The 20,487-nt window shown below is 71.5% G+C and carries 18 protein-coding genes; 7 read left to right on the top strand and 11 right to left on the bottom strand.

The genetic code is table 11. The annotated features are described in order from the left end of the window. Nucleotides 1-124 precede the first annotated feature (124 nt). Complete coding sequence (locus ACIBK8_RS23070; protein ID WP_399043675.1) at nucleotides 125-1,642, top strand: FGGY-family carbohydrate kinase; 1,518 nt, start codon at nucleotides 125-127, stop codon at nucleotides 1,640-1,642. A gap of 9 nt (nucleotides 1,643-1,651) precedes the next feature. Here ACIBK8_RS23070 and ACIBK8_RS23065 read toward each other — a convergent pair whose 3' ends face one another. The 3 genes from ACIBK8_RS23065 to ACIBK8_RS23055 form a co-directional block, all read right to left on the bottom strand. Continuing rightward, nucleotides 1,652-2,770: a PP2C family protein-serine/threonine phosphatase gene (locus ACIBK8_RS23065; RefSeq protein WP_399043674.1), complete on the bottom strand. Its 1,119-nt coding sequence runs from the start codon at nucleotides 2,768-2,770 to the stop codon at nucleotides 1,652-1,654. Nucleotides 2,771-2,955: 185 nt separating this feature from the next. Next, a complete protein-coding gene (locus ACIBK8_RS23060; RefSeq protein WP_393680497.1) occupies nucleotides 2,956-3,204 on the bottom strand; it encodes a hypothetical protein in 249 nt (82 codons plus the stop codon). A 276-nt stretch (nucleotides 3,205-3,480) separates the two neighbouring features. Beyond that, complete coding sequence (locus tag ACIBK8_RS23055) at nucleotides 3,481-3,993, bottom strand: DinB family protein (RefSeq protein WP_399043673.1); 513 nt, start codon at nucleotides 3,991-3,993, stop codon at nucleotides 3,481-3,483. A 156-nt stretch (nucleotides 3,994-4,149) separates the two neighbouring features. On the opposite strand from ACIBK8_RS23055, the gene ACIBK8_RS23050 reads away from it, so the two are divergent. Then, the gene (locus ACIBK8_RS23050; RefSeq protein WP_399043672.1) at nucleotides 4,150-4,572 is read left to right on the top strand and encodes a hypothetical protein; all 423 of its coding nucleotides are present in this window, start codon (nucleotides 4,150-4,152) and stop codon (nucleotides 4,570-4,572) included. Between the two features lie 39 nt (nucleotides 4,573-4,611). Here ACIBK8_RS23050 and ACIBK8_RS23045 read toward each other — a convergent pair whose 3' ends face one another. Further along, the gene (locus ACIBK8_RS23045) at nucleotides 4,612-6,102 is read right to left on the bottom strand and encodes an MFS transporter (RefSeq protein ID WP_399043671.1); all 1,491 of its coding nucleotides are present in this window, start codon (nucleotides 6,100-6,102) and stop codon (nucleotides 4,612-4,614) included. 137 nt (nucleotides 6,103-6,239) lie between these two features. Here ACIBK8_RS23045 and ACIBK8_RS23040 point away from each other — a divergent pair, with 137 nt between their 5' ends. Together ACIBK8_RS23040 and ACIBK8_RS23035 are read left to right on the top strand one after the other, a co-directional pair. Next, nucleotides 6,240-7,115, top strand: a complete 876-nt coding sequence (locus ACIBK8_RS23040; RefSeq protein WP_399043670.1) for a helix-turn-helix transcriptional regulator — start codon at nucleotides 6,240-6,242, stop codon at nucleotides 7,113-7,115. Between the two features lie 344 nt (nucleotides 7,116-7,459). Then, the gene (locus ACIBK8_RS23035) at nucleotides 7,460-8,128 is read left to right on the top strand and encodes a ScbR family autoregulator-binding transcription factor (protein WP_399043669.1); all 669 of its coding nucleotides are present in this window, start codon (nucleotides 7,460-7,462) and stop codon (nucleotides 8,126-8,128) included. Nucleotides 8,129-8,191: 63 nt separating this feature from the next. On the opposite strand, the gene ACIBK8_RS23030 is transcribed toward ACIBK8_RS23035, so the two are convergent. Further along, nucleotides 8,192-8,854 (bottom strand): ScbR family autoregulator-binding transcription factor, encoded by a 663-nt coding sequence (locus ACIBK8_RS23030; RefSeq protein WP_393680505.1) that lies wholly within the window; start codon nucleotides 8,852-8,854, stop codon nucleotides 8,192-8,194. Nucleotides 8,855-9,034: 180 nt separating this feature from the next. Here ACIBK8_RS23030 and ACIBK8_RS23025 point away from each other — a divergent pair, with 180 nt between their 5' ends. Beyond that, complete coding sequence (locus tag ACIBK8_RS23025; protein WP_399043668.1) at nucleotides 9,035-10,030, top strand: ScbA/BarX family gamma-butyrolactone biosynthesis protein; 996 nt, start codon at nucleotides 9,035-9,037, stop codon at nucleotides 10,028-10,030. A gap of 84 nt (nucleotides 10,031-10,114) precedes the next feature. Here the strand turns inward: ACIBK8_RS23025 and ACIBK8_RS23020 are convergent, their stop codons facing one another. From ACIBK8_RS23020 to ACIBK8_RS23005, 4 genes are all read right to left on the bottom strand, one after another. Next, nucleotides 10,115-10,918, bottom strand: a complete 804-nt coding sequence (locus ACIBK8_RS23020; protein ID WP_399043667.1) for an SDR family NAD(P)-dependent oxidoreductase — start codon at nucleotides 10,916-10,918, stop codon at nucleotides 10,115-10,117. 400 nt (nucleotides 10,919-11,318) lie between these two features. After that, nucleotides 11,319-11,774, bottom strand: a complete 456-nt coding sequence (locus tag ACIBK8_RS23015) for a carboxymuconolactone decarboxylase family protein (protein WP_399043666.1) — start codon at nucleotides 11,772-11,774, stop codon at nucleotides 11,319-11,321. 105 nt (nucleotides 11,775-11,879) lie between these two features. Next, nucleotides 11,880-12,455: a DUF4232 domain-containing protein gene (locus ACIBK8_RS23010; RefSeq protein WP_399043665.1), complete on the bottom strand. Its 576-nt coding sequence runs from the start codon at nucleotides 12,453-12,455 to the stop codon at nucleotides 11,880-11,882. Nucleotides 12,456-13,191: 736 nt separating this feature from the next. Continuing rightward, complete coding sequence (locus ACIBK8_RS23005) at nucleotides 13,192-14,910, bottom strand: 2-isopropylmalate synthase (protein ID WP_399043762.1); 1,719 nt, start codon at nucleotides 14,908-14,910, stop codon at nucleotides 13,192-13,194. A 386-nt stretch (nucleotides 14,911-15,296) separates the two neighbouring features. Between ACIBK8_RS23005 and ACIBK8_RS23000 the strand changes: the two genes are divergently transcribed. Together ACIBK8_RS23000 and ACIBK8_RS22995 are read left to right on the top strand one after the other, a co-directional pair. Further along, nucleotides 15,297-15,989: a FadR/GntR family transcriptional regulator gene (locus tag ACIBK8_RS23000; RefSeq protein ID WP_399043664.1), complete on the top strand. Its 693-nt coding sequence runs from the start codon at nucleotides 15,297-15,299 to the stop codon at nucleotides 15,987-15,989. 270 nt (nucleotides 15,990-16,259) lie between these two features. Continuing rightward, nucleotides 16,260-16,793 carry a GNAT family N-acetyltransferase gene (locus ACIBK8_RS22995; protein ID WP_399043663.1) on the top strand — a complete coding sequence of 178 codons (534 nt, stop codon included), beginning with the start codon at nucleotides 16,260-16,262 and terminating at the stop codon, nucleotides 16,791-16,793. 118 nt (nucleotides 16,794-16,911) lie between these two features. Here the strand turns inward: ACIBK8_RS22995 and ACIBK8_RS22990 are convergent, their stop codons facing one another. Both ACIBK8_RS22990 and ACIBK8_RS22985 read right to left on the bottom strand, forming a co-directional pair. Beyond that, nucleotides 16,912-19,293 carry an MFS transporter gene (locus ACIBK8_RS22990; RefSeq protein WP_399043662.1) on the bottom strand — a complete coding sequence of 794 codons (2,382 nt, stop codon included), beginning with the start codon at nucleotides 19,291-19,293 and terminating at the stop codon, nucleotides 16,912-16,914. 869 nt (nucleotides 19,294-20,162) lie between these two features. Next, nucleotides 20,163-20,390, bottom strand: a complete 228-nt coding sequence (locus ACIBK8_RS22985; protein ID WP_393680519.1) for a hypothetical protein — start codon at nucleotides 20,388-20,390, stop codon at nucleotides 20,163-20,165. Nucleotides 20,391-20,487 lie beyond the last annotated feature (97 nt).

The raw sequence follows: 20,487 nt of genomic DNA, 5'->3' as shown, positions 1-20,487 counted from the left end.
CGGCGGCGCACCGCGAGGCCCCACCCCCGACCCCGCCGCGCGCCACCGCCACAATGGGCATGCCGTCCGACCGCAACGCCACCACCGCGCCGCCGGTCAGCCCCGCAACGCCAGGAGACCCGCCGTGACGCCGTCCACCGCCGAAGCGCCCTCCTACGTGCTGGGCATCGACATCGGTACGGCCAGCACCAAAGCGGTGCTGTGCACACCGGACGGCGGCATCGTCCGGCAGGCCCGGCGCGAGCACCCCACGTCGCTGCCCCGCCCCGGCTGGGCCGAGCACGACGCCGATGGGGTCTGGTGGGCCGATGTCCACGCGCTGATCCGGGAGTTGCTGCCGTCGCGCCCTGAGCTGATCCGCGCGGTCTGCGTCAGCGGCCTCGGCCCCTGCGTGCTGCCGGCCGACGCCGAAGGACGCCCGCTGCGCCCCGCCCTCCTCTACGGCGTGGACACCCGGGCGGTGCCCATCGCCGAGCGGATCGAGCGGGAACTCGGCGGCCGGGACGCGGTGCTCGCGCGCTGCGGATCGCGGCTCAGCTCCCAGTCGGCGGGCCCGAAGCTGGCCTGGCTGCGCCACCACGAGCCCCGGGTCTGGGCGGCGACCGCCAAGGTCTTCACCGCCCACTCCTACCTCACGCACCGGCTGACCGGCGCCTACGTCATCGACCACCACACGGCGAGCCAGTACGCGCCGCTCTACGACCTCGCGGCCCGCGCCTGGTACGAGCCGTGGGCGCAGGCCGTGGCCCCGGGCCTGGCACTTCCCGAGCTGGCCTGGCCCGCCGACATCGCCGGCCGTGTGACAGCCGGCGCGGCGGCCGAGACCGGACTCGCCGCGGGCACGCCCGTCGCGGTCGGCACCATCGACGCCTGGGCCGAGGCGGAGAGCGTCGACGTCCGGGAGCCCGGTGACCTGATGCTGATGTACGGCTCGACCATGTTCTTCGTGGGTGTCACCCCCACGCCGGTGCGCTCGCCCGCCCTGTGGTCGACCGCGGGCAACCACCCGGGCCAGCACACGCTGGCGGCCGGCATGGCCAGCTCGGGCAGCATCACGCAGTGGTTCAGCGACCTCACGGGCGGCACCGCGTTCCCGCAGCTCACCACCGAGGCCGCCGCCTCTCCCCCGGGCGCCGACGGGCTGCTCGCGCTGCCGTACTTCGCCGGCGAGCGCACCCCCGTCGCCGATCCGCAGGCCCGCGGCATCATCGCCGGCCTGACCCTGCGTCACACCCGCGGCGACGTCTACCGCGCGCTGCTCGAATCCACCGCGCTGGCCGTGCGGCACCACTTCGACGCCTTCGCCGATGCCGGCTTCACCCCCGGCCGCGTCGTCGCCGTGGGCGGCGGCACCACCGACCCCCTGTGGCCGCAGATCGTCTCCGACGTCACCGGTGTCGCGCAGGAGTATCCGCACGAGCGCTGCGGGGCGAGCTACGGCGACGCCAAGTTCGCCGCGCTCGCCATCGGCGCCGTCCCGCCCGGCGCCCGCTGGAACCGGCCGGCCCAGGTCCTCACCCCGTCCGACGCCACCAGGGAACTCTTCGACGACCGCTACGCCGCCTACCAGGAGCTGCGGACGGCGACCGGCCCCCTCCAGCACCGCCTCGCCGCGGCCCAGGACCGGCACGACACCCCCTGAACGGCCCCGCTATCCGCCGTCGGACGGCAGCCGCCGGATCGCGATCGCCGCGGCGTCGTCCCCCAGCCGGCCGCGCGCGTACGCCCGCAGGTCGGCGCGCAGGTGCCGGAGCACGTCGTGCGGGGCGTCCGCACTCCAGGCCGCGGCGCGTTCCGTGAGCGGGTAGAAGGCGCCGCTGTGGTCCCGGGCCTCGGTGACGCCGTCCGTGTAGAGGAGCAGCAGGTCGCCCGGCTCGAAGGGATGGGTGTCGACCGCGTGGCCGGCCGCGCCGGGGAGGCCGCCGAGGCCGATCGGGAGCGCGGTGTGCGCGGCGTGCAGGGTGCGGACGCGACCGCCGCTGAGCAGCAGGGCGGGCGGGTGCCCGCAGGTGACGGTGTGCAGTTCGGACCGCTCGTCGGGGATGTCGAGCAGCGTCGCGGTGGCGAACGCCTCCTCGGCCCCGGCTTCCCCGCCGTCCCATTGCCCGGCCTCCCAGCGCATCGCGCCGTCGAGGTGGGCGGCGAGCCCCGGCAGCGTCGCCTGCTCGTGCGCGGCGGCCCGGAAGGCGCCGAGGATCAGTGCGGCGTGGCTGTACGCGGGCAGGCCCTTGCCGCGTACGTCGCCGATGATCAGCCGAGTGGCGCCCTCCGCGCGGACCGCGGCGAACAGGTCGCCGCCCATCTCGGCCTCTTCTTCGGCAGCGAGGTAGAACGACGCGATCTGCAGCGGTCCGCTCCGCTGCGGCAGCGGCCGGAGCAGGACCTGCTGTGCCACCCCGGCCACCGAACGGCTCTTCATCAGCCGCCGCTCGACCCGGTCGCGCACCCCGGCGAAGAGCACGACGAGCGTGCTGACCAGCAGCAGCGCGACGAGCTGTACCTGGTGGTTCTGCGAGGTGGCGTCGCCGCTGACCACGCCGATGAAGAACTGGGCGGCGAGGGCGAGCACGCCGACCACGGCGGTGAGCTGCGGGCCCGCGAACGCCGCCGTGAAGGTGGGGGCGGCGACCAGCAGCGGCCCCAGATGCACCTCGGGCGGGAACAGGGTGTCGATCACGAAGACGGCACAGACGAGCGCGACCGGGATCAGTACCAGCACCGGCGTGAGGCCCCGTCGTCCCCGCAGATTGATCAACTGTCGAAAGAGCATGCGTCATGCTCGCAGCACCATGACCGAAATGTCCGTAGCGTCATGATCCGGCGTGGACGTCGGACACACCGCCGGGTGTGCGCCCCCGCGACGCGGAAAGCCCGCTGCCCCGGTGCGGCACACCGGGGCAGCGAACCTTCTCGGCACCACGTCAGCGGGGCGAGTCCCCGCCGAGCGGAGACCGGTCAGCGGTTGAAGATGGGCATGATCTCTTTGCTGTCGTCGCACCACACCTCGTGGTACCCGTTCGCCTGGGCGTTCGGGAGCTCCGACGCTTCACACGCCGCCTTCGACGGGTACCGCTCGGCGCCGACCGGAACCCAGCCGTCGCCGGGGGGCGGGGCGGCGAAGGCGCTGGTGGCGGAGAGCGGAATGGCGACCGCCGCAGCACCGACTGCGAGACCGACACCGATACGGGAACGCCACGACTTCATAAGTCCTCCATGCGATAAGGGCCGTCTCCAGCACTTCTCACGCGCAGCTCTCTTCGAAGTGCCCTGGCCGGCCGGGCCGTTGACTCTGCGCGTCCTGCATGAGCAGAGATGCGGGCCCTGCGGCAAAAGTTCGAGCCTTCGCGAGGTTCTCGTGAGTCTGCCCTCCCGGACGCGCGAACCCTGTCCCCCAGGGCAGACCGCGGAGCCCGCCGCAGACGAAACGGCCGGGACCTCCTGGTCACCGCGTACCGGCGTACCGCGGAGCGGCAACCCTCGTCAGTAGTAGCCGACTTCGCCGTCCAGCAGTTCGCGTATGGCATCCAGGTGACCGGCGTGCCTGGCGGTCTCCTCGATCATGTGGATCAGCATCCAGCGCAGGGAAGCGGCGGATGACCGGTAGTCGGGATGGCGGCCCACGACGTCGAGCGAGTGGGCCGCGATGATCTCGTCCGATACCGCGCACTGCCGCTCGTAGGCGGCGAGCAGCCCGTCGAGGGATTCGCCGTCGACGCGCATGTCGGCGTCCTCGGGCGCGTCCTGGAACTGCGGCCCGTCGTCGGGGCGGCCCAGCAACAGGACCTCGAACCAGGTGTTTTCGGCCCACCGCAGATGGGAGACGATCCCCGCCACCGTCATGTACGGCGAGGACGGCAGGACGGCGCGGTGCGCGTCCGCATCCGACAGACCCTCGCACTTCCAGTGAATGATCGCCCGCTGCATGGCGAACCAGCCGGTGAGTTGCGTCCGTTCATCGGCGTCGAACGGAGGACGGATCCGGGAAGGAGTCATGTCAACGACGCTACGCGGCACCGGTGTTGGGCCGCACCACATTTTCCGGGGCGGGGGCGGCCAGGCGGAGCCGGCGACGCACCGGCGCCCGGTGTGTGATCGGCTGAGGCCGTGGAAGCGATATGGACAAGCGTCGTAGCCGTCGGGGGCACCCTCATGGGCGCCGTGATCACGCACATCTTCCAGCGCCTCGCGTCCCGGCGCAGTGAGCTGTTCGCGCGGTCCGAAGCGCTCCGGCAGGAGCGCATATCCGCGTTCAGCGCGTTCGCCGCGGCGGTGGAGGACTACCGCCACGGCCAGGCGGACCGCTGGTACCGCAGACAGCAGGACCCGGACGGAGCACCCTTCATCACGGCACGCGATGAAGCACACCGCCTCAGGACGGTGACCCGGCAGGTGCTCTACCGGGTCGCACTGCTCACCGACGACCGGGAGGTGATCCTCGCGGCCGAGCACGCCTATCGGTGCACGCGGGACGTGTCGACCGCACAGGACCCGGCGGAGCGGGACGCGCTGGACGCCCTGGCGCGGCAGGCGATCGAAGCGTTCGTGTCCCGCGCCTCGCCGTTGACCCGCTGATCCGCCGCGGAGGTCCCGCGGCACCCGGCGGAGCGCGCCTCAGTGCCGGGAACCGGCCGTGCGCGGCAGCAGGCGGAGGACGGCCGAGAGGGCCGCGGCCAGGGCGAGGTTGAAGCCGAGTGAGGCGGCGAGTGCGTGCCCGTACGCCGTGACGTCACCGTGGGCGGCGCCCTTCAGCGTGCCGTAGAAGAGGACGCCGAGTACGGCCACCCCGACCGCGCCGCCGACCTGCTGGCCGGTGGAGAGCACACCGGACGCCATGCCGATCTCCGTGGGGCGGATCCGTGACAGCACGGCGTTCAGCAGCGGGGTGACCAGGACGCCGTTGCCCAGTCCGGAGACGAGCAGCGGCGCGGCGAGCGACCACGCCGTGAGCGAGGCTCCGGCGCAGAGCACGACGGTGAGGGTGACCGCGTGGCCGACGGCGAGGATCAGCGCGCCGGCCTGGAGCAGGCGCCGGCCGTGCCGGGCCATCCGTCCGGCGATGACGCTGCCGGCGAAGAACGCGGCGGCGAAGGGGAGGTAGAAGACGCCGGCGCCCAGCGTGTCCAGGCCCAGGCCGTCCTGCACGGTGACGGACAGCACCAGGAAGAAGGAGTTGATGCCGAAGTAGGCGAGGAGTACCAGCACCATACCGATGGCGAAGGGGCGTTCACGGATCAGTCCGGGCCGCAGCAGCGGGGCGCCGCCGGACGTTTCGACGCGGCGTTCCACGAGCACGAAGCCGTACAGGGCGAGCACCCCGGCCGCCAGGCTGAACCAGGTCCACGAAGGCCAGCCGGCCTCCCTGCCCTCGACCAGGGGGACCACGAGGAGGACGAGAGCGAGGGTCAGTACGGCCATGCCCGCGAGGTCCGGCCGACGGCTGTCGGGGGACCGCGACTCAGGGACGAGCACGGCGGCGAGGAGCAGCGTGACCAGGCCGACGGGGACGTTGACCCAGAAGATCGGGCGCCAGGACGCGCCGAAGAGGTCGGCGGAGATCAGCAGGCCGCCGAGCAGTTGGCCCGCGACTCCGGCGGTGCCGATGACCGCGCCCAGCACGCCGAAGGCACGGGGCCGTTGCTCCGGTGTCAGCAGCACCTGGATCGTCGCGAAGACCTGCGGGAACATCACCGCGGCGCCGAGCCCTTGCAGGAGCCGGGCGGCGATCAGCGCGCCGGGCCCGGGTGCGGCGGCACAGGCCACGGACGCCAGGGTGAAGAGGGCCATACCGGTGAGGAAGCAGCGCTTGCGGCCGAACCGGTCGCCGAGCCGGGCGCCGGTGATCAGCGCGATGGCGTAGGTGAGTTGGTATCCCGCCAGGATGAGCTGGACGTCGGCGTCCGATGCGGGCAGGTCGTCCTGGATGGCCGGGGCGGCCACGAGCACGATGAAGGTGTCGAGCACGGCCATGAAGACGCCCAGCAGGACGACGGACAGGGCCCGCCACGGCGAGGGCCCCGGGGGCGCCGCGGTGGCGGGTTCGGGCGGGGCGGGGTGTGCCGGGGCGGGGTGTACGGAATCGGCCGACGGCCGGGCGTGAGTCATGGTCCTGAGCCTGGTCCGGGCCCAGGTGACGCAACAGAGGCAAATCATGCTGGTGGCCGTGGTACCACCCTGGGGCCCTTGCGGGCGGCACAGGGGCAGTAGAGTGCGCGCGGAACGGTTCGTTGCGGAGAGGTTCGATGGCTGATCGGGAACGGCGCCGGGTCCTGGCGGAGTTCCTCCGCACACGGCGGGAGCGGGTCGGTCCGGGCGACGCCGGTCTCCCGGCCGGGCCGCGCCGGCGCACCCCGGGCCTGCGCCGCGAAGAGGTCGCTCTGCTCTCCGGGGTCAGCGTCACCTGGTACACCTGGCTGGAACAGGCCAGGGACATCACCGTGAGCGGCCAGGTGTTGCACAGCCTGGCCGGGGCGCTGCGGTTGTCGCCCGCCGAGACCCGCCATCTGTTCACCCTGGCGGGCCGGAACCTGCCGCCGTCCGCCCCCGGGGGAAGCGGCGGGCAGGCGTGGCAGCGCCTGGTGGACGCGCTCGATCCGCACCCGGCCTATCTGCTGGCCCCCAACTGGGACCTGCTGGCGTGGAACCGTTCCGAGGCCGGTCTCATCGGCGACCCCTCCCATGGCGGTCTGCCCGAACGCAACCTGCTGCGGCTGGTGTTCACCCAGCCCAGGATCCGTACGCTCCTGGTCGACTGGCCCGGTCAGGCCCGTGCGCTGCTGGAGCAGTACCGCGCGAGTGCGGACCGGCACGCCGGTGACCCGGAGTTCACCCGTCTGACCGCCGGTCTGTGCGCGCAGAGCGCGGAGTTCCGCGACTGGTGGGACACGCACGACGTGGCGGATTTCCATCCGGCGCGCAGGGCCTTCGACCACCCCCGGCTGGGGCGGCTGACGTTCGACTACGTGAAGTTGGCGGCCGTCGACGCACCCGGGGTGACCATGGTTTCGTGCCTGCCGGCCGACGGTGAAACAGCCGGAAAGCTCCCGGACTTGAGTGCCTGCGCCACCGGTTCCTCGGCTGCCCCGCGGTCCCGGTGCGAGGCGGCTCCGCTGCGCTGAACCCCCTCCGGAACCGCTGTGCGGCGCGGCACGGAGTGTTGACGGTTAAAAAACCGGGTTGACGGTTTAGGGGTATCCAGGCGATCGAGCGGGCCGTGCGGGCGTGAGGCGCAGGCGAGGCCGCCCCGTTCTCACAAGTGGCCGAATTTATACGCCACTTGGGCACCGCCCCTCACCCTTTCCCCACAGGCGCCCCACCTGACGCCTCCGCAGGTCTGGATATAAAACCAGTGAGTTGGTTTTATATCTCTTATGAAGAGTCCACGCTCACCCCAACAACCAACCGCCGCCGCCCTCCCCTCACACACCACCAACGCGCCCTGTCTGCGCACCGGGAGGGACCGGTGACCCGCCAGGGACGCTCCGAGCGCACCCGCCACGCGCTGATCCGCTCCGCCGCGCAGTCCTTCGACGAGCACGGCTACGCCCAGGCGAAGCTCTCCACGATCAGCTCAGGGGCTGGTGTCAGCACGGGCGCGCTGCACTTCCACTTCGACACCAAGGCAGCGGTGGCCGCAGCGGTCGAGGCCGAGGCGACACGGACCCTGTACGCCTTCGCCCGCACCGTTCAGCGGCAGAGCCCGAACGCCCTCCAGGCGCTCATCGACACCACCCATGTCCTGGCGCAGCAGTTCAGCGACGATGTGGTGGTACGCGCCGGATTCCGGCTCAACTGCCAGGCCGCGCACCGCTCCGGCGCCGATCTGCGCCTGCGCTGGCACGCCTGCGTGACCGACCTGCTCACCCGCGCCCAGACGCAGGGGTCACTGGCTCCCGACGTGCCGGTCGCCGAGCCGGCCGGGTCGATCGTCGGCGCGACGGTCGGATTCGAGGTGCTCGCCCGCGAGGACCGGAGCTGGCTCTCGGCGTCCTCGGTCACCAGCCTCTGGCAGTCGCTCCTGCCACTCCTCGTCGTGGACGCGCCGAAGCGGCCGGATCCGTCCGGCACTCACCCCCTGACCCGCGCCCAGCACAGGACCGACCGCGCGCCGGACCGGTCGACCCTGCGATAGCCCGCCGCCCAGCGCCGCGACGGCGGGCCGCCAGGGGTGACCACCGGGCGGCGGCCGGGCCGTTCAGGCGTTGGTGAGCGAGCTGTCCTCGCGGCCGTGCTGCTGGTGAACTTCCCAGATCCGGGCGCCGCGGCCCGGCGTGGTGTCCAGGCGGCTCAGCACGCCGGGGACGCCGATGCCGGGCAGCATGTGGTCGTAGAGCGACGCGATCTTCGTCTCCAGACGACCGAGCGACAGCGCGGAGTTCACGATCTCGACTCCGGTCCAGGCGCCCACGAACAGCGACGCGGTCTCCTCGGGGTCGATGTGCGGCAGCAGTTCACCCTGCCGCTTCGCCTCCTCCAACTGGGCGGTGATGAAGCCGATCCAGCCCGGCCACGAGGTACCGAACAGCTCGCGGGCGTGCTGGTCGGCCGAGAGTCTGATCGCCGCGCTCAGCAGGGGCTCGCGGGGCAGCCGGTGCGCGAGCACCATGCCGACGTCGACCCATTCCTGGAGCTTGGAGTCCTGCGGAAGCACGCCCTCCATCGTCAGCGCCTCGGCGAGCACTCCCCGGGCGAGGTCCTCTTTCGAGGTGAAGTGGAAGTACAGAGCCCCCTTGGTCACACCGGCCCGGTTCAGGATCTCGGCGATGGTCGCCGCGTCGTAGCCACGCTCGTCGAAGACCACGCCGGCCGCTTCCAGAATCGTGCGACGAGTCTGGATCGCCCGTGCCTGCTGCGCCATCAGGACACCTCATTCATATGTTGCCGTTGTCGAGCTCGTGCCCCGGCGGACTGAAGCACGGAAATTCTAATTAACTTCATCGACGCATTGAAAATAAAACCGGGCAGTACGTATCTTAGCATCGGACCGGTATCGTCGGTTCGGCACGAAGACCACCGCCCCAGGGGAGTCGAATTCCACATGTTGCGCATACCGGAACACTCGGACAAGCCCGAACTGCCGCACGGCACACGGCGAACGGCAACCCTGGAAGGGGTGGCCTCCGAGATGAACGAGGTACGCGAGGTCCGCAAGGAATTCCTCCATCTGCGCTTCGATGAATCCGTCCTGCTGACCGGCTGGCAGCGGCTGGCCGACATGGAATTCACCCTCACCGCGCGCTGGCCCGGCTTCACGGCCACCGCCACCGGCGACGGCGTACGACACGACCCCCAGGTGGTGGCCCGGACCATCCGCCAAGCCGGACTGCTGCTCGCGCACGGGGAGTTCGGCGCACCGATGGATCACGCGGTGCTCCTGCGGAGCTTCGACTTCACCGTCGAGGCCGACTATCAGCCGCCTCAGGACGCGCCGATCGATGTCACCCTGCACGTCTCGTGCGCGGAGATGGGCCGCCGCGGCAAGCGCCTCACCGGGCTGCGCCTGCACATGGACATCCGTTCCCTCGACGGCGTCCCGATCGGCACCGGCGCCACGGACTTCGAGTGGATCGACCCCCGCGTCTACCGCAGGCTCCGCGACACGCACGCCGCCGCGGTCAGCGAACAGCCGCCGCTGGCCGAGCCGGTGGCCCCCGGCCTGGTCGGCCGCCACCATGAGAACGAGATCGCGATCGCACCGACCGCGGACCCGCGGCGCTGGCAGCTGCGGTGCGACTTCTCCAACACCATCCTCTACGACCACCCGGTCGACCACGTCCCGGGACTGGTGATGATCGAAGCCGCCCACCAGGCCGCCCAGTTGATCGAGGCCGGCGGCGCTCCCGGTACGTTCCGCCCCACGTCGGCGAGGACGTCCTTCGACCACTACGTGGAATTCGACGCACCGTGCTGGATCGAGGCGAAGGTCGATGACGACGGGGCCGGGGCCGAGGGCGGCGCCCGGGTGTCGGTCACGGGACACCAGGGCGACAAGCTCGTCTTCACCACGGAACTCACCGGCACCGGGCGCCGTTGACGGAGGTGGAAGCGGCGGGACGGCGGATGCCGGGCCCGCCGCCCCTCGCTGCACCGGAGCGTCAGGCTCCGCTCATACCGTCGCTCATACCGTCGTGAATCCGCCGTCCACCGGCACCACCACACCGGTGACGAACGACGCCCGGTCGCTGCACAGCCAGGCCGCCGCCTCCGCGATCTCCTCGGCCCTCGCCGTACGCCCCTGAGGGGTGGCCGCGTGCAACTGTGCCTCCAGCTCAGGATTCCGCTCGAACCAGTCATTGATGTTCTCACTGCGCGTGGTCCCGGGTGCCACGCTATTGACGCGAATTCTGTGCCGTGCGTATTCCGCAGCCGCCGCCTTCGTCAGACCTGCCACCGCGTGTTTCGACGCGACATATGGTGCGGCGGCAGGAATGGACTGCAATCCACCCACGCTGCTGTTATTCACGATGGAGCCGCCATCGGGGTTATTCAGCATCACTCGAATTTCATGACGCAAGCAATTCCATACGCCCCGGACATTGGTATCCATAATCGAGTCGTACACGGAGTCGTCCATGAGGTGCATGGCATTTTGGTCGCCGCCGATTCCCGCATTGTTGAATGCCGAATCCAGCCGCCCGAAGGTCTCGACCGCCAGGTCCACGGCCCGCGCGACATCGTCGGACAGCGCGACGTCCATCTTCGTGTACACCACCTGAGCGCCCTTGCCGCGCAGCTCAGAGGCCAGGTCAGCGAGCCGCTCCTCGCGCCGGGCGGCGAGCACGAGCGACGCGCCTTCCGCCGCGAACACCCGCGCGGCGGCGGCTCCGATGCCGCTGCTCGCCCCCGTGATCAGAACGATTTTACCGACGAGTAGACCTTGTTTGATAGTCACGGGGTGGCATTCTGCCACGGGGGTGAACATGAATTCTCGGGCGACCCCCTTGCGCCCTGATCGCCGCTCCGGCGACGACCGTATCGCAAGCGCCGGCCCGCCCTGATTCCCCCGCGATTCCGCGATTCCGCCCGATCCGCATGCACGCGGAATCGCCCTCGACTCCGCTTAAGGATCGACAAATCGGGCAGCGCGCGAACTTCGATTCCGTACCATGCGGTTTGTATTTATCGGCGGATCTCGTCGCGTGCTGCGGAAAAAACATGGATGGTCTCTTTCCGGGGAGCCGCACCATCACCGGCGGCACGTGGCGGGGAGTCAAAACCAGCCGTACGCACCCCGGGTGACAGGGCACCGGCACCACGCGAAACGGCGCGGCCACCGCCTGCTGCGTGCGGTGGCCGCGCCGTCCGTCCGGCGTCCGGTGGGGTTACCAGGCCGCGCCCGCGACCTGCTTGGTGGTCACGTTGACGCGGTTGAAGAGGTTGGTCACGCCGATCCAGAGGATCAGGGCGGCGAGTTGCTTCTCGTCGAAGTGGTCCGCGGCGTCGTCCCAGACGTCGTCGGGCACCGGGTCGGGCCGGTCGGCGAGCCGGGTGGCGGCCTCGGCGAGTGCCAGGGCGGCGCGTTCGGCATCGGTGAAGTAGGGCGCCTCCCGCCAGGCCGCCACGGTGAACAGGCGCTCGTCGGTCTCCCCCGCCTTCTTGGCGAGCCGTGCGCCCCCGTCGACGCAGTAGCCGCAACCGTTGATCTGGCTCGCCCTCAGGTGCACCAACTCCAGCGTCCGCTCGGGCACACCGCCCTTCTTCGCGGCCTCCAGCACGCCCAGGATCGGCTGCATCGCCTCGGGAATGACCTCGACCGGGTTCTTCATACGTGCCTGCATGATCGTTCTCCTTCGGGTTCCGTCTTCACTGCTCTGACGGAACCCGCGGGGAAGAATGTGACACGCGGGCGCGCACCGCCCCGTGGGACGCCTGGCGCTGTGGGGTCAGCCCAGCGAACCGGCCTCGACGGAGGTGACGGTGAAGCGTCCGCCGCACACCCGCAACTTGCCGCTGTGCGTGGTCATCGACTCCTTCGAGCCGGGCGGGTAGACGTAGACGATCTGGGCGCCCGACCAGCAAGCGGTGTCGTTGACGCCCTCGTTGAGCGTGTGCAGGAGGGCGTGGGCGCTCTGCCCCGGCTTCAGCGTGACGGCCTTGCCCGCGCCGCCCTCCCTGGTGGCGGGCCTGCCGACGGTCGAGCCGTCCCGGGAGATCAGCGAGACACCGGGGTAGCCGCTGAGGGTGCAGGTCTTCTTGCCGTGGTTGGTGAAGACCAAGGGGTAGCGGATGTTGCCCGCCCCCGCGTCGGCGGTGCCCAGGCGCAGCGACATGGAGTCCGCGGTACAGCGGTTGGACGCGGGCATCGGAGCGGGGCGTTCCGGCTTCTTCGCGGTCGGGTCGGTGGCGGCATCGTGGCCGGCGGACGGCTGCCGGACACCTGTGGAGGGCTGCTGCCCACCGGAGGAGGGGCGTTGCGCTTCACCGGACGGGGCCGCCGTGCTCGCGGACGGCTGCGCCACGTCGCCGCCGCCTTCGCTCCCGGCGCTCGAAGGGGCCGGCGCGGAGGGGGCGCGCGAGGCCGTATCCGATCCGTTCTGGCACGCGGTGAGCATGAGCGCCGCGACGGCGATCAATGATCCGGCTGCCACGCGGCGGCCTCGGCCAAGGGAAGTGGTGGTGAGCGACATGGGTCTCCCCCTCGTGGGTGGGTGCGTACCCTCGTTGCGCGGGTGCGTACGGTTCGTCCCGTTGCGTCTCCAGCGTGACCCAGGGTGCTGCCGGCCCGCTAATGAAGCGCTAACGCCTCACTAACGGCACCGGGAAACGCGCCATGACCGCCCGTCGCGCCCTGAATCGCCGTGGGCAGTATGGCCCGAACCGCGCGCGGGCGCCTCCGCTGCGGCGTTCGATTACGCCACCGGTGGGACGGAGGGCGCAGCCCGTGAGGCGGGAGGGGGCACCGTGACCGGCGCGCTCCGCCGAACGGCGATCTCACGTTTCGGAGTTGGCGAGCGTCTACTTTCCTGAGGAAGTCTTTCGGCGCCCGATGACGTGCGTACGCCGTGGCTTCCTCGGCGGACAGGTGTCGAGGGGGAGGTATCGGTGATGCGGTGCGGTGATGAGGGGACTCAGGTGGGGAGCTGCGGTGCCCGGCCGGCCCTCCCGGTGGAGGCGGGCCGGCCGGGCGCGGTGGCCGCGTTACGCCGGTTCGTGCAGCGGCTGCGCGAGGGCGCCGGGCGGCGTACGGAGCGGTGGTTACGCCGTCGCGGTGGCGCGGTTCACGGCGGCGAGGACGGCGTGCACCGAAGCGGTGAGCACGGAGGTGTCCTGGCCCGCGCCCCAGACCGTGGCGTCGCCGATGCGGCAGCGGACGTATGCCATCGCGGGGCTGTCCGGTCCGGTGGCGGTGGCGTGTTCGGCGTAGCCGAGGATGTCGACGGGGTGCCCGGCGGCGGCCAGTGCGTCGGCGAAGGCAGCGAGGGGGCCGTTGCCCTTGCCTTCGCAGGGGCGGATGGTGTCCTCGTGGCCCGGGGCGTCCGCGGTGCGCAGTGTGCAGGCGACCCGGTGCTCGCCAGGGCCGGTCTCGGTGGTGGTCCAGGAGTCGAGGGTCACCGGCCCGTCGTGTCCCGGTGCGAGATAGGTGCTGCGGAACAGCTCCCAGAGGTCCTGGGGAGTGGCTTCGCGCCCGCTGTCGTCCGTGGCCTGCTGCACGGTGCTGGAGACGTCGGGGCGCATCTCGCGGGGCAGGTCCAGGCCGTGGTGGAGGTGCAGGAGGTGGGCGATACCACCCTTGCCCGACTGGCTGTTGACCCGGATCACCGCCTCATAACTGCGGCCCAGGTCCGCCGGGTCGATGGGCAGGTAGGGCACCGCCCAGGGCGCGTCGGCCGGACTGACGCCGAGTGCGGCGGCGGCCCGCTCGTGATGGGCCAGGCCCTTGCTGATGGCGTCCTGGTGGGTGCCGGAGAAGGCGGTGTGCACGAGGTCGCCCGCGTAGGGGTGGCGCGGATGGACGGGGATGCGGATGCAGTCCTCGACGATGTCGCGGACGGTGTCGATCGCGGAGAAGTCGATCATCGGGTCGACGCCTTGGGTGTGCAGGTTGAGGGCGAGGGTGACGAGGTCGACGTTGCCGGTGCGCTCGCCGTTGCCGAACAGGCAGCCTTCGACGCGCTGGGCGCCGGCGAGGATACCGAATTCGGCGCAGGCGACGCCGGTGCCACGGTCGTTGTGCGGATGCACGGACAGGATCACCGCGTCGCGCCGCTCCAAGTGGTGGTGCATGTAGGCGATCTGGTCGGCGTAGACGTTGGGGGTGGCGATCTCCACCGTGGCCGGCAGGTTGTGGGTGACGGGACGGTCGGGCGAGGCGTCCCACAGCGCGGTCAGCCCGTTGCAGATGTCCAGGACGAGCTCCGGCTCGGTGAGGTTGAAGACCTCGGGCGAGAACTGGAACCGGATGTCGGCGTGCGGGCGGGCATCGGCGAGCCTGGCCATGGTGGCCGCCGCCTCGTCGACCAGCGCCCGCACTTCGGCGACACTGCGGCCGAGTACGACGTCGCGCCAGGTGGGGGCGGTGGCGGTGTAGAGGTGCACCACGGTGCGCGGCAGGCCGTCGATGGCCTCGAAGGTCCGCTCGATCAAGTCGCGGCGGGCGGGGGTGAAGACCACGACGGTCACATCGTCGGGCACCTCGCCGCTCTCGGCGAGATGCCGCACGAACGCGAAGTCGGTACGGCTCGCCGAGGGATAGGCGACCTCGATCTCCTTGTAGCCCATGGCGACCATCAGGTCGAACATCCGGCGCTTGCGTGCGGTGTCCATCGGCTCGGCCAGCGCCTGATTGCCGTCGCGGAGGTCGACGGGCACCCACAGCGGGGCGCGTTCGATCCGTGCGGTGGGCCAGGTCCGCTCGGCCGGTGCCAGCGGCACGTCGACGCGTTCGTGAGCGGGCCGGTACCGGTGAGCGGGCATGGCACTGGTGCGCTGCGGATTCCAGCCGGGCGCGCCGGCGGGCACAGGCCCTCGGGGCGTGCGGAGGCTGGCGAGGGAGGCGGCACGCCCGCTCGTCACACCGGGGTCGGTGAGGTCGGTGGCCGCGGGTGCGCCGGGCTGTGCACCGGACTGATCGACGGGACCGGCGGGGCTGTTGGGGACACCGGGGGTGCGGGGAATGGCAGGCATGGGAACGTCCTGTTCGGAGCTGTCGGTTCCGGGAGCGGACCGGCAGCACCGAACCCCGCGGCGGGGTGCCGGTCGCGTCAGGCCCCGCCGCGGCGGCCGAGAAGGAGACCACGCAGCTTCATGCCGGGTACACTAACCACGAAACAACTCCTCAGACAACCTGAGAGGTGAAGCGCATGCCGCTCGATGCCCTCCGCCCCAGTCCACTGGTCGAACAGGCCGCTCAGCGGCTGCGCGACCACATCACCGACGGGCACTGGCCGGTGGGCACCAAGCTCCCCGGCGAGACGACCCTGGCCAAGACGCTCGGCGTGGGCCGCTCCACGGTGCGCGAGGCGGTCCGCGCGCTGGCCGGCGCCGGGCTGCTGCAACCGCGCCAGGGCGCTGGGGTCTTCGTGATCGCGACCGAACCGGCCGAGGACTGGCCCACCCGCCTGCGCCGGGCGGCCGTCGCCGATGTCTACGAGGTCCGGGCGATGGTCGAGGTCCAGGCGGCCCGCCTGGCCGCTGCCCGGCACACCGACGCCGACGCCACGGCCCTGCGGTCGGCTCTTGAGGCACGTCGGACGGCGGCGGGCGGGCCCGACAACGCGGCGTTCGTCGACGCGGACATCGCGCTGCACGCCACCGTGGTCGATGCCGCGCACAACCCCGTACTGACCGACCTGTTCACGGAGTTCGCGCCCGCGCTGCGCCAGGGCCTGATCGACCTCGTCGACCTGCTCGGTCTGCGCGACGATGACCCCCAGCACGGCGACACCCACCACGCCGAGCTGGTGGACGCCGTCATCCGAGGCGACGCCGACGGAGCGAGCCGCGCCCTGGAGGTCGAACTCGACGCGACGCTTGCGCAGTTGACGGACGGCTGACGTCTCCGGGGCGTCGGGCGAAGGCGGCGGATGGCGGGCGACGGACGGCGGGCGACGGACGGCGGGCGACGGACGGACAACCGGCTGGAGGGCCGGCCGCCTCGGTGTCGGAGGGTCGGTCGCCTCGGCCCAGACGACCGGTCAAGGGGCCGACCGCGCCGACGCGCAAAGGCGGCGCGGAGGGGCCACGCACGAGGTCGGCAGGCGGGGCCGACAGGCGGCAGGGTGGCCGATTACCGCTGTGGCCCGGCATTCGACAGGATGGGCGGCATGACCGAGATCCGCACCCCCCGCCTCATCCTGCGTCACTGGCACGACGACGACCTCGCCCCCTTGGCCGAGATGAACGCCGACCCGGCGGTCATGCGGTGGATCGGCGACGGCAGCGTGCTCAGCCTCGACGAGACGGCGGACGCCATCGAGCGCTGGGAGGAGGAATGGGACGAGGAGGGCTTCGGCCTGTTCGCCGTCGAACTCCTCGCCTCGGGAGAACTGGCCGGGGTCGCCGGCCTCTCCGTGCCCCACGACCTTCCGGAGATCGCCCACGAGATCGAGATCAGCTGGCGCTTCGGCCGCCAGTTCTGGGGCCAGGGTTACGCGTCCGAAGCGGCCCACGCGGTCCTGGAATTCGCCCTCCAGGACCGCGGACTCGACCGCGTCATCGCCCTCAACCAGACGGGCAACACCGCATCCGGGAACGTGGCCCGCAAGCTCGGCATGACACCGGAGCGCACCATCACCCACCCCACGTACGGCCACCCGTTGCAGCTCCACGCCATCGACCTGACCGAGTACCAAGCCTGAGAGGCCGACGGCCCGGCAGATCCACCCGCCGTCCGCCCTCGCGCCCGGTCCCGATCCCGTCGTCCGACGCCGACGCCGACGCCGACACCGACAGCGGCAACGGCAACGGGTGGCCGCCTCAGCTAGCCTCGCCCGACGGCTGTATCAGGTCCAGATCGAGGGCGTGGTGGCCGCCCGAGGTGACGGACAGGGACGCGGCCTGGGGCGGATAGCCGGATGCGGTCAGGGTGTAATCGCGTCCGCTCAGCTCGGAGAAGGCGAAGACGCCATCCGGGCCGGTGACGAGGTGAGCGGTGACCGTGCCGTCCTCCAGGAGGGTCACGGCGGCGTCGGTCACCGGGGCGCCGTCCGGACCGCGGACCGTGCCGCGCACGGTGACCGTCGGCCGGAGCCGGGTCTCCTGCCGCTCGGGGACGCCGGCCGTGAGGTCGACAGGGCGCGCCTCCGGCTGATGGCCGGGGGCGCTGAGTACCAAGGTGTAGGCGCCGGGCGGGAGTTCGCCCGCTTCCCAGCGGCCTTCGGTGTCCGTGGTCGCCCGTGCCACCACTTCCCCGGCGGCGTCCGTGACGACGGCGCTGCCGCCGGCGAGCGCGGTGCCGTCCTGGCCGCCGAGCAGGGTGCCGCCCAGCCGTCCGGCGCCCGCGAGGACCAGTTCCACGGGGGCCGGCGCGCCGTGCGCAGGGTGGACGACCGACACGGCATGCGGGGTGTATCCGGCTGCGGCGCCGGTGAGGACGTAGGTGCCCGGGAGGGGCGCGGTGACGGCGAAACGGCCGTCTCCGCCGGTCGTGGTGACGCCGGCCTGCCGTCCCTGCCGGTCGATGAGCGTGACACTCGCCCTGGCCACGGGCGCACCGGCCGAGTCCAGCACCCGCCCGTGGAATCCAGGGTGAGCCGCTTCGCCGGCGCCCGTCTCCTGGCCGGGGAAGGGGGTTTCGCCGGTGGTTACGGGTGCGGAGCCCGAGGCGGAAGGGGCAGCCGCGACACCGGTGCCGTCGTCCGTCTCGTCCACGCTCTGTGCGACCAGGGTCGGGCGGGATGCCTTACGCGGCGAGGGCAGGAAAGCGGCGACGACGAGGCCGATCACGACCGCGGCGGTGGCGATCATGAAGGAGACGCGGAAGCCACCCATCGTGGGCACCGCTACGGACCCCATGGGCTGGGACATGTGCGCGAGCACCATGCCGATGACGGCGCTCGACACGGAGGTGCCGATCGACCGCATCAGGGTGTTCAGGCCGTTGGCCGCGCCGGTCTCCGACGGGTCGACGGCCCCGATGATCAGCGCGGGCAGCGAGGAGTACGCCAGGCCGATGCCGGCGCCCACCATCACCGCGATGATGACGGTCTGCCAGGCCGCGTTCATCAGGCCGATGCCGGCGCCGTAGCCGATCCCGATGACCAGCATGCCGAGCAGCAGGGAGACCTTGGGTCCGCGACGTGCGGCGATGCGCGCGGAGAGCGGGGCGATCAGCATCATCGTCAGGCCGAGCGGTGCCACGCACAGGCCGGCGACCACCATCGACTTGCCGAGGCCGTAGCCGGTCGACGTGGGCAGTTGCAGCAACTGCGGGAGCACCAGGGATATCGCGTAGAAGGCCACGCCGACGGTGATGGAGGCGATGTTGGTGAGCAGCACCTCGCGGCGGGCGGTGGTGCGCAGGTCGACGAGCGGGTCGGTGATGCGTAGCTCCATCACGCCCCACAGCACCAGGACGAGCGCGGCGACGCCGAAGAGGATGAGGGTGGTGGGCGAACTCCAGCCCCAGTCGCTGCCCTTGGTGACGGGCAGCAGGAGAGCGACGAGACCCGCGGACAGTCCGATGGCGCCGAGTACGTCGAAGCGTCCGGGGGCCCGGACGGCGGTCTCGGGGACGAAGAAGAGCGTGAGCAGCATCGACAGCACGCCCAGGCCGGCGGCGCCGAAGAACAGGGCGTGCCAGTCGGCGTGCTGGGCGATCAGGGCGGCGGCGGGCAGGGCGAGGCCGCCGCCGACGCCTATCGACGAGCTCATCAGCGCCATCGCGGAGCCGAGCCGCTCGCGCGACAGCTCGTCGCGCATGATGCCGATGCCGAGCGGGATGGCGCCCATGGCGAAGCCCTGGAGGGCGCGGCCGACGATCATGGTGATCAGGTCGCTGGTGAAGCCGCAGACCAGCGAGCCGACGACCATGACGGCGAGGCTCGCGAGCAGCATCCGCCGCTTGCCGGAGAGGTCACCGAGCCGGCCCATGATGGGGGTGGCGACGGCGCCGGCGAGGAGGGTGGCCGTCATGACCCATGTGGCGTTGCTCGGGGCCGTGTTGAGCAGCGTCGGCAGGTCCTTGATGACCGGCACGAGCAGCGTCTGCATCACGGCGACGACGATGCCGGAGAAGGCGAGAACGGGGACGATGCCACCGGATCTCCGGTGCCGGCCCCCGGCAGGGTCGGTCACCGGGAGCGTGGCGGCGGTGGTCGCCGTCCTCCCGGGCGGCTGTTCCGTTGTCGTCTGGGTCATGCGTGCGGCCTCCGGGGCATCGGGAGCGGATCGGGTCGGGTGGAGCGGGTACGGCGGCAGGGCAAAGGCCCGGGTTGCTCACGGAGTTGGGGCCGGACGGCGGCGGGGCCGTGGTGCACACGCCGTCATGTGGCAGGCCGACGGCGGGACACCGGCCGACCGCGCGCCCCCGGAGTGCAGGGCCGGAGCACGGGACGGGCAACAGTGAGGTGAGTGGTTCGCGGAATCGGGAGCGTGTGGTGCGCTGCGGGCTTCGGTGCCGCGGTGTCTAGGGTTCTGAGCGCCTGGCATCTGCATGCCGTGATACGTGCATGCCGAACGTTTTACGCCAGACCGGTATTCCGATGCAGCCGTCTCCGCGTCGTGAGACGCCGGTGATCTCGATCACCGCCAGGGACATGCAGGGGCACCCTGGGCACCCCGGACAGCACCGGCACTTTTCCGTCATTCATCGCTACTCCCCCGGTTTCGGCGTCGCCGGTGGCTCCGCCCCTGCGCCTGCCCGGACATCCCCTCCGCCGCCCGCGCACCGTCAGATGCCCGCGCCCGTCCGGATGCCCGTGAAGACGATGACTCCAGTCAACAGCACACCACTGACAATCGGTTCCCGGCCGGACCGACAACAGCCGTACGACATGGGCCCGCCCCTACCGACGTGGCCCCGCCCCCACCATCGCCCTCACGCGTCCCTCTCCTCACCGGCCAGCAGCCCCGCGAAGGCCGTCCGGAACACGACGTCCGGAACAGGACAGACACCCCCTGCAAAAGCGGCAGGGCACCACCCGTTGACAGCAGCCACGCGCACCCCACCTCACCACCCCGCCGCAGCCGCGGCCCCACTCGTCGGCCCCACCCGTCGGCGTCAGCCGTCAAGCCGGGGGCATCGGCCATGCGTCGAGGTCGCCGCCGCGCCACTCGATCAGCCGGGGGTCGTCGAGCGCGATGTCAGCGGACGGCTCGCAGAGGCCCGCCCGGCGCAGAAACTCGGCCACATCGCCACGTCCATGGGCAAGGCCGACAATCTGTCCGCGCACGGTGACCCGCCGCCCACCGGAGGGGGTCGGCGGATGCACGATGACTGGCGGATGCTCGGTCATGAGTCCAGCGTGCGCCGGGCGCCGCACACGCGCACGTCGGAAGCGGATCCGGCGTGTTCGGAGGCGGATCCGGCGTGTGCCGACCGCAGCCCGGCAC

This window comes from Streptomyces sp. NPDC050161 (genome assembly GCF_044460025.1).
Taxonomy (GTDB): Bacteria; Actinomycetota; Actinomycetes; order Streptomycetales; family Streptomycetaceae; genus Streptomyces.
The sequence above is the reverse complement of the archived record's forward strand: the minus strand, read 5'-3'. Positions and strand labels throughout refer to the sequence as shown.